This window comes from Enterococcus nangangensis (assembly GCF_005405245.1).
GTDB lineage: Bacteria > Bacillota > Bacilli > Lactobacillales > Enterococcaceae > Enterococcus_J > Enterococcus_J nangangensis.
In genome coordinates this window covers 1-12580 of record NZ_BJDR01000020.1, presented here as the reverse complement: position 1 = coordinate 12580, position 12580 = coordinate 1, and the positions used below count along the sequence as shown (strand labels likewise).

The following is a 12580-nucleotide window of genomic DNA, read 5'->3' as shown; positions in this document are numbered from 1 at the left end:
TTTAAAAGGAGCAATTATGCGGGGAACAAAAGTTTATTTAGCAGAATTAAGAAGTGGCGATGCCGAGCTTTTAACGGATTGGCAGTGGGATGAAGCTTTCATGGCGGGAATTAGTTATGACGTCTTTCATCCTTTTCAAATGGAGGATTGGGAGAAAATGTTTGAAAATGCCGACTCCAATGAAGATTTTCATTTTACGATTCGTAAAGTGAGTGATGACAGTTTAGTCGGTTTTATCTCCTTAAATGATGTACTTTTTAAAAATCGGAGCGGCGAACTGGGGATTGGCATTCCCGCTCCTGAAAATCGTGGTCGCGGCTTTGGACAAGAAGCGATTCAATTAATGTTAGGTTATGCCTTTGACCATCTAGGCTTGCACAAAGTGAATTTAGTTGTTCATAGTGATAATAACGGTGCGATTCGTCTGTATGAAAAACTCGGCTTTGTTAAAGAAGGTATTAACCGGGAAAGTTTTTTTGACAAAGGAAAGTTCTTAGATCAAATTTGTTATGGTTTATTGGACCGTGAATGGCGAGCTAATAAATAATTTAAAAAAATCCCATGAATGTCTCGTTAATTTTTGGACGGGACATTTATTTTTTTCGTTGCTTTTCTTTTAAATGTTCCTAAACATTCCTAAGATTACTTTTCATTCCTCTTAATTTCAGCTACAATAAAGTGGAGTTTTTAATAAGGAGCAGATCAATGGCAAGTAACTGGTTTAAAAAACAAAATGCAAGTCCTAACAAAAAAAATGGCTATAAAAGCCATATTCCTTTTCGTTTGAACTTTTTATTCTTTATTATTTTCGCTGCTTTTTTAGCGATGATTGGCCAATTGGCTTACGTCCAAATTATTCATGGGGATACCTTCACCGCCATGATTACGGCCTCAACGGAAAAAACCGTAACGAAGAGTACGCCGCGGGGGATGATTTACGATACCAATGGCAAAGTCTTAGTGGGGAACACTGGGCTACCGGCGATTACGTACACGAAAGGCAGTGGTACTAGCGCCGCCCAAATGCGTACCGTAGCACAAAATTTAGCGAAATTAATCAACGTGCCGGAAGATGCTGCTTTAAAAGAGCGGGATAAAAAAGATTTCTTCTTGGCCGATGATGACAATTATCAAATGGTTTTAAAACGCGTGCCGCAAGCGGAACTAAAAGATGAACACGGTGACAACTTATCATCAGGAGCCGTTTATGCCAAAGTAGTGGATCAAGTGACGGCTGAAGAAATTAATTTTTCCGCCGAAGATATTGAAGCTACGACTTTGTTTACTCGGATGAATGGCGCGTATGCTTTAACGACCATCTATTTAAAAAGTGAAAATGTCAGTAACGAAGAGCTAGCTGTCGTTGCAGAAAATGCTAGCTACTTACCAGGTGTCAGCACTGGTACAGATTGGGAACGCTCTTATCCTTATGGCTCCACCGTGCGTTCCATCCTAGGAACCGTTTCTACGGAAAAGACGGGTCTACCTTCTGAAAGTGCCGACCAATTAGTAGCGATGGGCTATTCTTTGAATGATCGGGTGGGAACGAGTTATCTGGAACAACAATACGAGTTTGTCTTACAAGGAATCAAAGCCCAAAATAAGGTGACCGTCGATACACAAGGAGACATCACGAATCAAGTAGAAACCTTTACTGGGGCAAAAGGCGACAATATTGTTAGCACGATTGATATTGATTTCCAACAAAAGGTCGAAGCTATTTTAAAAGAAAAATATACCGACATGATTGCAAAAAAACTCACCACCTATTCTGATGGTGTTTATGCCGTTGTGATGAATCCTAATACTGGTGATGTGATTTCCCTAGCTGGTTTCCAGCACGATTTAGTAACCAATGAGCTGACGGATAATCCTTTAGGTACGATTAATAGTGTCTTTGTCCCCGGGTCTTCCATCAAAGGGGCGACGATTACGGCAGGTTATCAAAATGGTATTTTAAATGGCAATCAAACCTTTATTGACCAACCGTTACAATTCCAAGGAACAGCGACCAAGTCTTCCATTTTTAACCGGACGATTGGCAACAAGATTAATATGGATGTCATTCGGGCTTTAGGAGAATCTTCCAACGTCTTTATGATGCACATTGCTTTAGGGTTGATGGGAACGACCTATACGCCTAATATGTCTTTGCCTAACGACTTAACCGTCTTTAATAAATTAAGAAGTGTCTATGAACAATTTGGTTTGGGTTCTTCCACCGGTATTGACGTTCCAAAATATTCCACCGGTTTAGTGACGCCCACCCAAAACTTTTTATCTAGTGATGGTTCGACTATTTTACCAGGGACGATGGGGCTAGCCCTTGACTTATCCTTTGGGAACTACGACAGTTATACAGCGATGCAATTAGCCCAGTATGTCTCCACCATTGCGACTTCTGGTAAACGTTATGCAGCGCGCTTAGTCAAAGGTGTTTACGGTAATGATGCGGACGGTAATCTCGGTTCCGTCTTAGAAAACTTTAATCCAACCTTGTTAAATACAGTAGATCTAACCGCTGAACAGTGGGATATTATCCATCAAGGGTTTTATGCAACAACCCACCAATCCTACGGGACAGCAACTGCTGGGATGAGCGGGTCGAAATATGATATTGCTGGTAAGACCGGGACTGCCGAAACGTATTACTATCCAGGCGATGGTACACAACACGAAACCGTTAATAACTCCTTTGTTGGTTATGCACCAGCGGATAATCCTGAAGTGGCCGTAGCCGTTATCTTGCCGCACATTGACTCGGGCACAGGCAGTTATCACCAACAAATTGCCAAGGCCATCTTTGATACTTACTACGACATGTACGCCAATAAATAATGTCAAGGAGAACTCATTGACAAAATTGTAAAAAGTACTAGGCAAACAGGAAAAATCATGCTAAGATAGTCAAGTAGAACTCGTTGACAGAACGTTAGTCAACTGTAAGGGAGGGAAAAGCATGCGTATCAATATCACTTTAGAATGTACTTCTTGTAAAGAACGTAACTACTTATCTAACAAAAATAAACGGAACAACCCTGATCGCTTGGAAGTTAAAAAATATTGTCCAAGAGAACGCAAGGTAACGTTGCACCGCGAAACCAAGTAAGCTATGCAACTTAAAAAGCCATGAACTGCTGTTAAGCAAGCAGTCCATGGCTTTTTTCTTTTTTTCTGAGGAGATTGCAGCTTAGTCAACAAAGTAAGTGTGTTTGGTTTTCCATTGTTCTACTTTGATATTTACCCAAAAGCCATAAATACCCAAAGTGACGATGGTGAGGAGTAACCATTTAATCCAGTTGCCGAAAAGTTGCACCGCAGTCCCATCAAAAGCTAAGCGCCGTCCTTCAATTACCGTATGTTTGATCTGCCAATTGTAGCGCATGCAGATGCCCCATGGAGCACAGATTCCAAAGGTAAAGGCCGTCACTGCCCAAGCGAGGATGGCAGTCCCAATATAACCACCAACGCCACCATCAAAATAAGAATTTCGCATTTCTTTCCTCCTGTCATTTTGTGTTTAAAGCCAGTAACAAATAACGAAAATTATTGCTGAAAATTTAAAAAATGTGCGACCAAACGCTGATTTCTTAAACTTTATAATAAAAGCATATCATCGATAAATAATTTTTCCTAACAAGAAGAAAGAGGAGAACAGAAAAAATCTGACGCCAGTAGGTTGCAATTGTCGTCAGATTTTTATTTTTAGTAAATTTCAATCGTTGAGTCGATAAAAATATTTTGCGTGAGCAAAGGGATAACGATAAAGTTGCCACGATTAATTTGTTGTTGCGCAAAAGTAGAAGGACTATTTGCAGACGTATATTTTTCTTGGAATTGTGGGCCATACGTCCAGTTGGTAATCGTTTGACCATTGACCACTACTTCCCGTGGAGTGTCCGAAGCAAAAATTTCTAAGGTAGTCAGACGCTTCTTAATCATCTTGGGGTAACCAGAACCTTGACTGGCGCTAATTTTCACCGTAACTTTTTCTGTGGTTGCTACTTGGCTAATCGTCGTTTCTAGAGTTGCGCCTGTTTCAAAGTCGTTGGTTAGGCCATCGTCTTCATATTCCGTAAAACTCGTAGCCGTTTGACTAGGATAAATGCGGTAGCGCCGTTTGGTATGGTCAATTTCCCGCGGCTGATTGGTGGCGTTCCATAAAGGCAAAATACCGCCTGCTTTAACAAAAAGCGGCAACTTCCATAAGGGAGCGGCAAAGTCAGTGAGCATTTGACCACCGCGATAACTTTCCCCCGTGAAAAAGTCGTACCACGTGGTTAAATCATCTGGTAAGTAAAGACTAGCTTGGACGCTATCACCGTTTTCTTTGAGGCGATAAGCATCATAGATGGGGGCAACTAACAGAAACTCCCCGACTAAAAATTGTTTATTAAGGCGTTCACCATAAGTAAAGGCATTGGCTTCACTGAAAAAAGTTGGCCGTAAAATTGGCGCACCGGTTTCTCTAGCTTGCCAAGCTAAACTATAAAAATAGGGAAGAAGAGTTGTTTTTAATTTTAAATAAAAGCGATTGATATCTAAGAACTCAGGCCCAAATTGCGCGCCTAAATCTTTGGCCTTACTACCCCAGCCGTCCATCACCAGTTGTAAAGGGGTGAAAGCTTTCCACTGTAAGTCGCGCGTTTGAATAATTGGATTGTCGCCACCAAAAATACCATCAATGTCACCACCGACATTGGGATTGCCACTCAAACCAGTGGATAGATAAGTCGGAATATGAAAAGCAATGTTTTGCCAATCAGAACCTTCTTGATCCCCCGACCAAATGCTGGCATAACGCTGAGTACCCGCCCAACCATCTAAGGTGACAATAAAAGGCCGCTTGGCGCTTAAGCTAGTCATTTTAGCGTAAGCTTCAGCCACACCATTTAAGCCGAAAGTATAGCCTTCCCCAATCCACGCCACATCGGTCTTTAAAGCAGCAACCCCGGCTTGCTTTACTTCTTGGGCTAAATCGCGGTCCTCTTTTTCCGGCTGCTCTGGATTTTTTGGAGCCAAATTTTCTTGTGTCCAAAGACCTAATTCCACGCCATGTTGACGAGTATATTCGCCAAAGTCCTGGAGATTTTGGAGATTACCAGCTAAACTGTCTGTTTGACCGTAACCGGCACCGTAGCCATCGTTAGGTAAGAACCAACCTAAGGGTAAATCTTGCTTTTGATAGCGATCAATGACCGCCCGTGCCGAAAAAAGATAATTATTTTTTTCGCCGTTTAAAGATTCTTGCGTGGCGACTTGCGGATTGCCTTGCTCGTCAGGCTGGACCAAAGTAACTTCTTTGGTGATGGAAACATTAGGAACTAATTTTTGGCTGTCATAAAAAATAGTGCCGACGCGGTAGCCCGTGTTGAAAGTTTTTTCTTTCACCGGTTGATATTCTTTATAGTACTGGCCATCAGGAAATAAAATAGCACCGTCGCTGTCTTTGGTGACGGCTACCCAATAATCGCGATTGTAAGCATTTAAATGGGCCGGATAATAACTATAGAGAGGATTTAGTTGCGGCTTGCCGGTCAGCTGCTGGTACCCGTGAATAATTGCCGCAGGAGTCCTGTCTAAAATGATAAAAAAGTCCAGTTGCTTATCTTCATGCTGCAAGTAAGTTGCCCGCGGGGTGTGGAAACTATAGGCTCCTTTAGTAAAGGTATTGACTAAAATGCCGTAACCTTTCGTGGAGAAAAAGAAGGGTACCGGTGAAGCGACACCGCCGTCTGTCCAACTGTTTTGATTTTCAATTTGAATTTTTTTCCCTTTTAAGCTGACTTGCCCGTTTTGGGTGCCGCCACCAAAAAAATATTCGTCAGGAGAACTTACTAAGCGCAGCCCTAAATAATTTTCAGGTGTGCTCTTTAGGGGGAGACCTTCTTGCCGAAAAATTTCTGTCTGCCGGTCGTTAGTAATGGTGATGCGGGCTAACTCTTCATTGAAGTTCAAGGTGTAACTGGTTGTTTGTAAACTTGTTGCGGTGGTAGCGCTAGGGAAAATTTTTTCATTAAAAGGAGCCAACAAAATTTTAGTTTTAAGTTGTTGGCCGCTACCGCCCGTCGCCACAGTGGCGTCGCCTTCATCGGGAACGTCTAAATTTTCCATAATGGTGGGCTCGTTTTCAAATTTATTTTGGGGATTCAGTTGTAAGCGAATAATATTTTCCGTCACAAAATAAGCCTTACCAAAAAGTCCATTGTCGTAAGTAAAAAAAGCCGCATGATTTTTTAAGGTTAAATGTTGAATTTGTTTCATTTTTTGTTCCTCTCTGTGGGAATTTCCAAAGCTTGAAGTTAGTATACCTTAGTCTTGCCAAAAATGGGGCATATTTAAAAATTATTCTGAAAATTAACGTGAAAAAAAGGAACGCCGCAGCGCTCCTATTAAAATTATTTTGTTAAATAGCTTTCGATTGTCGGCACCATCTTTAAGGGATTAGTTTGGGGACCAAAGCGGGTAATGGTCTCACCGTCAGGACTCACTACAAATTTTGTGAAGTTCCATTTGATTTTATTTCCTAAAGTACCGGGAGCCGCCGTAACTAAATATTTAAAGAGGGGCTGAGCCTCCTCACCGTTGACGGGGGCAATGGTGTGCATGGGAAAAGTCACGCCATAAGTTAAGCGACAACTTTCTGCCGCTTCTTGGCTAGAAGCTACTTCTTGTTTAAATTGATTGGAAGGGAAGCCCAAAATCATCAAGCCTTGCTCCTGATATTTTTGGTAGAGTTCTTCCAATTCTTTAAATTGCGGCGCCAAGCCACATTTGGTCGCCGTATTGACGATGACTAAAGGGCGGCCGCGATATTTGGCTAAAGAATATTCCTCACCATTTTCAGTAGTAACGTTAAAATCATAAATATTCATCTTCCTTACTCCTTTCCTTCGTAGCTGACTTCCACCGCCGCCACCACGATGTACATTAAATCATTGCGGTCAGCTTTTTCGGCTAAAAAGATACCACTGGTCGTTAACATGCCGCCAGGTTGGGTCACGATATTGACCTCGCCATAAGGAATCAAAGCTTTGATTTTTTCTTGATCTAATTCTTTGGCATCCGTGGGTAAAGCTAATTTAACGGTGACCAACATATTATTTAAATCGTGATCAGGTAATAATTCTTCAATGCCCGGCATGGAGTTGTGATAAATGGCATTGCGCACCGCTCGCTCACTAGCTTTGGTAATATCTTGTCCGTGGACGTCCACACCCATACCTGTTTGAATAAATAAAAGTTTTTTCATTGCACTAGACTCCTTTAGTTTCTTTTAAAGTAAGCATAGCACAGTTTAAAAAAAGTGGGGGATCCCTTGCTTGTCGTGTATAATAAAAGTATCAAAGGGGATGAAAAGTTGTTTAATGAAGAACATTTCTTAGCAGTGGGACTGCACGTGGTGGAATTGCCACCGATTTTAAAAGATGGACTTTTGTTTTATCAAACGTATTTAAAAGAAATCCCAACCTTAGTGGGGGAAGGTTTTTCAAAAAAAGAAGCTTACCGCCAAATGACGGAAGCTTACGCCTTATATCGCAAAGAAAATATGCAAGAAAATCTGGAAGAATCAAGTAGGGAATTAGAAAATGAAACCACGAGTAATCTTTCTTTAGAGCAACTCTTGCGTTACTACGACGGGGAAGTCTTCGACGGCTTTAAAGTGGACTTGAGTCAGTTCGATGAAGAAGGATAAGCATTGTTAATGGCTTTACTTAAGAGCTCCGCTAATTTTTCCACCGTTAAGGGACAGCCACGCGTGAGCCATTCATTCACTGTGCCAATGGTGCCAGTGACAAAGTAAGTAAAGTAATAATCTAAAACCTCAGGATCGTCTTCTTGAAAAAGTTGCTGGAAGTTGGCGCAAGCTAAGTCATACACTTCAGCGAATAAGCGTTTCAACAGTTGACTATTGGGATAATCACGCAAAATGAGTCGGGCAGCTGGCTCATTTTTTTGTAAAAGCGTTAAAAGTTTGATTAGCCAACTTTTAAAATCAGGCTGCTGGTTAAAGGCTAATAAAGGCTTGATTTCTTGAAAGAGTTCTTCTTGAATTTCGGTAAAAAGGGCTTGCGGGTCGGCGTAGTGACTGTAAAAAGTGCCCCGATTAAGCGCTGCCTTCTGGCAAATTCCCGTTATGGTAATTTTGGCAAAATCTTTTTCGGCTAGTAACTGAAAGAAAGCTTCATGAATGACTTGTTTGGTATAGAGGGTGCGTCGATTATTTTTGGTTCCCGCCATTACAATTCTCCTTTATAAGTTATACAAATTATGAGCAAGTGTTGATTTCATAACGTTTGCTTCGAATTTGCATATTGAAATTTGATATTTTTATTATTATACTAACATAGTGTTTTAAAATCAACAACCTGTCTAGTTAATGGAAAGGAGTTTTTGCTGTGAGTTTTATCGAAGTTAAAAATGAATATAAAAAATATCAAATGGGGACCACGGAAATCGTGGCTAATAATGACATTTCTTTTACCGTGGAAGAAGGGGAGTTAGCAGTTGTCCTAGGCCCAAGTGGTGCGGGGAAGTCCACTATTTTAAATATTTTAGGTGGCATGGATACCCCCACTGCTGGTGAAATTTTAATTGATGGCGTGAATATCGCCAATTTCTCCGACAAACAGTTAACTGCTTTTCGCCGGACGCAAGTGGGTTTTGTTTTTCAGTTTTATAATTTAGTTCCTAATTTGACAGCTAAAGAAAATGTCGAGCTGGCTACTCAAGTATCACCGGCGGCATTAGATGTGGAAGCTGTCTTAAAAGAAGTGGGTCTGGGAGAACGGATGAATAATTTTCCCGCGCAACTTTCAGGTGGCGAACAACAACGGGTGTCCATTGCCCGGGCCTTAGCCAAAAATCCGAAGCTCTTACTTTGTGATGAACCCACCGGCGCATTAGATTATCAAACTGGTAAACAAGTTTTAAAACTTTTGCAAAATGCTTCCCGTACTTTTAAACAAACAGTGATGATTATTACTCACAATTCCGCTATCGCTCCCATGGCTGATCGCGTGATTCACATCAATGACGCCAAAGTGAAAAAAATTGAAGTCAATCCGCAGCCGATTTCTATTGACGATATTGAGTGGTAAGGAGGTAGTAACATGAAAAAAAATGTTTACTTACGCTCGACTTTTCGTGATATTCGTCGTTCCCTCGGCCGCTTTGTAGCCATTACCATTATCATTTTACTAGGCGTCCTCCTTTTTGTAGGAATTAAAGCGGTGGGGCCGGACTTAGAAGCGACCGCCGATGATTATTTTGATAGCCAAAAATTATCTGATTTACAAATTATCGGTAGCGCTGGTTTAACCGAAACGGATCGCACATTAGCCTTGGAGAATGGGGCCACCACCGCTGAACTTGGATATCGTCAAGCCTATGTGGATACTTCCACCAATGCGGTGGTGCAACTTTATTCTTATCACGTCGACAGTCAAGAAAATCATTTAGAAGTCGTTACTGGACGTTTACCACAAGCCGCCGATGAAATTGTTTTAGATGTCTTGGCCCAAGATTTTAGCTCGTTAAAAATCGGCGACCCCTATACGATTGAAGATGACGAGTTAGACTTAGCGCAAACGGAATACACGATTGTGGGTTTTGTCCAATCGCCAATCTATTTAGACACCGCAACGCGGGGGACCACCAACGTTGGCGATGGCAATATTGATTACTTTGCTTATTTACCCGCAGAAAATTTTCAAAGTGACATTTATTCCATCCTGTATCTTTCTTTTAGTAATTTAGCAAAGTACGATACGTTTGGTGCTAGTTATCAAGATAAAACTGAAGCGTGGCAGGATAAGTTAACCACGGCTTTTAAAACGCGGAGCACCGTACGGCAAGAGGAGTTACAAGCCGCAGCCACAGCTGAACTCGCGCCGAAAAAAGCTGAGCTAACGGATGCTGAGACACAACTCGCCGCAGGACAAGCCCAACTAACGACGGCTGAAAATAATTTAGCAGCGCAAAAAGCACAATTGGCGCAACAAAAAGTTTTGTTAACCCAACAATACGGAGCAGAAGTAGCGGAAGCGCAATTAGCAGATGCTTACCAACAACTAAGTGACGGTGAAACCCAGCTAGCTCAGCAACAAGCCGACCTCACGGCTAAACAACAAGAATTAGCTGACACCAAAGTGCAACTGGCGGATGGGGAAGCAAAAATTGCTGAACTAGCGAAGCCGACGTATTATCTCAATTTACGAGAGGATAATCCTGGCTACACAGAGTATGCTACTTTAGCAACGCAATTAAATGCCATCGCCGATATTTTCCCCGTCTTCTTTTTCTTGATTGCTATTTTAATTACCTTTACCACTATGACGCGGATGATTGAAGAAAATCGGCGGGAGATAGGTATCTTAAAAGCTTTAGGCTATCGCAAAAGAGAAATTGCTTCCAAATATATTTTATACGCCATCTTGGCGACAGTCATTGGCGTGACTTTAGGCGTTGTAATTGGTAGCAACTTTATTCCGTGGATTCTTTTTGTCATGATTCAGAAACGGTTTGTCTTTGACGCCATGGTGTTAGGCTACTATCCTTTATTTATCTTGCTAGCTACTTTAGCCGGGCTTTTAGCAACTTTAGGCGCATTAGGTTACATCTTAAGAAAAGAATTGAAAGAAAAACCGGCTAGCTTAATGCAAGCCAAAGCGCCAAAAGGTGGACAGCGCATCTTTTTAGAACGAATCAAGCCTTTATGGTCCCGCTTAAACTTTAATCAAAAAGTTTCTTATCGTAATCTTTTCCGCTATAAAGCGCGGATGGTTTTAACCATCTTTGGTATTGCCGGCTGTACGGGGTTAATGTTGGCGGGTTTTGGCATTAAAGAATCCATCTCTGCGCCGATTCATCGCCAGTTCGCTAATCTAACGCATTATCAAGCTTTAGTCACCTTGGACACCGACGTGACAGATTTATCTAAAGTCGAAGATTTATTAACGGCTAAAAAAGAAATCACGCAACAATTGGCGACTTATCAAAAACAAATTACGTTAGAGACTAAAGAATTAGGAAAGCAAAATGTCACAGTGTTAGTGCCACAAGATGCGCAAGAATTTAAAGAGTATGTCACCTTAAAAGCACAAAAGGGCGGACAGACTTTTACGCTGCCTGAAACTGGTGCTGTCTTATCGCAAAAATTAGCCAAAGCCATGAAACTTTGCGTTGGCGATACGTTTAAAATAGAGATTGACGAGGAGAGCTATTCGTTAAAAGTCGCGCAAATTGCCGAAAATTATTTAGGTCACAGTATCTGGTTTAGTAAAGCCTATTACCAAGATATTTTTGCTGAAGACTTTAAAGCGAATAGTTACATCGTGAAGACAACAGAGCTAACCAGTGCCGCCGAAGAAGATTTGGCAAAAGAGCTGAATGCAACCGGCGACGTGGTGAACACGACTTATATTGCTACTCAAATGACCAAACAATTAGCTAACACCGATAACTTAGCACCCGTCGTTTGGATCTTTATCATTCTTTCAGGAACGCTGGCTTTTGTGGTGCTTTATAATTTAACCAATATTAATATTTCTGAGCGGGTACGAGAGCTAGCTACCATTAAAGTTTTAGGCTTTTTTGATCGCGAAGTGACTATGTACATTCTGCGAGAAAATATAATTTTTACGCTTTTTGGGATTCTCTTTGGCTTTGGTATTGGTAATCTTTTAACTTACGCTATTTTAAAAATGGCGGAAACTTCTGAGATTGTTTTCCCTTTGGTGATTCCTCTTTCTGGTTACGTTATTTCCGGCCTCTTGACCTTTGCCTTTTCGGCCATTGTCTTAGGTGTGACCCATTTTAAATTACGAGAAATTAATATGATTGAAGCACTAAAGTCCAACGAATAAAAAAAATCGCCGTTTCCAGTTACCAGGAGACGGCGATTTTTTGCTAAAATATGTAAAGGACACTTTACACCCAATAAGGGCTATGCTATATTAACTGTAAAGGAAGCTTGACAGGAGGTGGGAGTATGGCGGTAATTAATCGCTTGCGGGAAATTCGCGAAGCCCAACATTTATCTCAAGGACAATTGGCGGAAATTTTGGCCGTTTCCCGCCAGACAATTAACGCGATTGAAACAGGAAAGTATAATCCGTCGTTAGAATTAGCGCTCCACATCGCCGGTTATTTTCAAAGGCCCGTGGAAGAAATTTTTAAAATTCAAGGAGGGGTAGCAAAATGAAGAAACAAAAATTAAGCAAGATGCAAAAAGGCTTGCTTGCGGGTTGGAGTGTTCTAAACTTAGGGATTTTTATTTTAACTGGCCATTGGTTAATGGGGCTACTCATGACTGTGGTACTCTTAAGCTTAGTAGCTCTAGCACTTAACGTTAGCGACAAAATGAACCCTAAAGTGAGCAAATTTGACGAGCGGCAAATGGCCTTGAGAACTACGAGCTACCGTTTAGGTTTATTGGTGGGTTTATTGGCAAGTGTATTTGGGATGTATCTTTTTGCCGAAGTAATAGACTTTGCTTATTTTCACTAGTGTTGCACAAAACGTTTTAGAATATTCTGAAAACTACTTTCTCTGGAAATAAGTCAAAAGAAACAGTGCT

The 12580-nt window shown here is 41.3% G+C and carries 12 protein-coding genes and 1 pseudogene; 8 read left to right on the top strand and 5 right to left on the bottom strand.

The window, feature by feature from the left end; all coding sequences use genetic code 11:
- Positions 1-16 precede the first annotated feature (16 nt).
- The 3 genes from FFM57_RS07200 (at position 17) to rpmG (ending at position 3109) form a co-directional block, all read left to right on the top strand.
- On the top strand, positions 17-547 hold the full coding sequence (locus FFM57_RS07200) for a GNAT family N-acetyltransferase (RefSeq protein ID WP_137599837.1): 531 nt from the start codon (positions 17-19) through the stop codon (positions 545-547).
- A gap of 158 nt (positions 548-705) precedes the next feature.
- Positions 706-2838: a peptidoglycan D,D-transpeptidase FtsI family protein gene (locus FFM57_RS07195; protein WP_137599836.1), complete on the top strand. Its 2133-nt coding sequence runs from the start codon at positions 706-708 to the stop codon at positions 2836-2838.
- A 121-nt stretch (positions 2839-2959) separates the two neighbouring features.
- Entirely contained in the window at positions 2960-3109 is a 150-nt protein-coding gene (gene rpmG, locus FFM57_RS07190) for a 50S ribosomal protein L33 (RefSeq protein ID WP_137599835.1), read from the top strand.
- Between the two features lie 81 nt (positions 3110-3190).
- Here the strand turns inward: rpmG and FFM57_RS07185 are convergent, their stop codons facing one another.
- The 4 genes and pseudogenes from FFM57_RS07185 to FFM57_RS07170 form a co-directional block, all read right to left on the bottom strand.
- A complete protein-coding gene (locus tag FFM57_RS07185) occupies positions 3191-3496 on the bottom strand; it encodes a DUF898 family protein (RefSeq protein WP_137599834.1) in 306 nt (101 codons plus the stop codon).
- A 425-nt stretch (positions 3497-3921) separates the two neighbouring features.
- Positions 3922-6264 (bottom strand): annotated as a pseudogene (locus tag FFM57_RS07180) (TIM-barrel domain-containing protein); the annotation flags it as partial.
- 134 nt (positions 6265-6398) lie between these two features.
- Positions 6399-6875 carry a glutathione peroxidase gene (locus FFM57_RS07175; RefSeq protein WP_137599832.1) on the bottom strand — a complete coding sequence of 159 codons (477 nt, stop codon included), beginning with the start codon at positions 6873-6875 and terminating at the stop codon, positions 6399-6401.
- Between the two features lie 5 nt (positions 6876-6880).
- The gene (locus FFM57_RS07170) at positions 6881-7252 is read right to left on the bottom strand and encodes a Lin0512 family protein (RefSeq protein ID WP_137599831.1); all 372 of its coding nucleotides are present in this window, start codon (positions 7250-7252) and stop codon (positions 6881-6883) included.
- Between the two features lie 75 nt (positions 7253-7327).
- On the opposite strand from FFM57_RS07170, the gene FFM57_RS07165 reads away from it, so the two are divergent.
- Positions 7328-7696: a hypothetical protein gene (locus FFM57_RS07165; RefSeq protein ID WP_246023452.1), complete on the top strand. Its 369-nt coding sequence runs from the start codon at positions 7328-7330 to the stop codon at positions 7694-7696.
- On the opposite strand, the gene FFM57_RS07160 is transcribed toward FFM57_RS07165, so the two are convergent.
- On the bottom strand, positions 7675-8241 hold the full coding sequence (locus FFM57_RS07160) for a TetR/AcrR family transcriptional regulator (protein WP_137599830.1): 567 nt from the start codon (positions 8239-8241) through the stop codon (positions 7675-7677). The two genes, FFM57_RS07165 and FFM57_RS07160, sit on opposite strands and share 22 nt — an antisense overlap.
- A 158-nt stretch (positions 8242-8399) precedes the next feature.
- Here FFM57_RS07160 and FFM57_RS07155 point away from each other — a divergent pair, with 158 nt between their 5' ends.
- The 4 genes from FFM57_RS07155 (at position 8400) to FFM57_RS07140 (ending at position 12510) form a co-directional block, all read left to right on the top strand.
- Entirely contained in the window at positions 8400-9101 is a 702-nt protein-coding gene (locus FFM57_RS07155; protein ID WP_170999924.1) for an ABC transporter ATP-binding protein, read from the top strand.
- 12 nt (positions 9102-9113) lie between these two features.
- A complete protein-coding gene (locus FFM57_RS07150; protein ID WP_137599829.1) occupies positions 9114-11867 on the top strand; it encodes an FtsX-like permease family protein in 2754 nt (917 codons plus the stop codon).
- Positions 11868-11992: 125 nt separating this feature from the next.
- Positions 11993-12205, top strand: a complete 213-nt coding sequence (locus FFM57_RS07145; protein ID WP_137599828.1) for a helix-turn-helix transcriptional regulator — start codon at positions 11993-11995, stop codon at positions 12203-12205.
- Complete coding sequence (locus FFM57_RS07140) at positions 12202-12510, top strand: hypothetical protein (RefSeq protein ID WP_137599827.1); 309 nt, start codon at positions 12202-12204, stop codon at positions 12508-12510. Before FFM57_RS07145 ends, FFM57_RS07140 begins: the two co-directional genes overlap by 4 nt.
- The last annotated feature ends 70 nt before the right edge of the window (positions 12511-12580 follow it).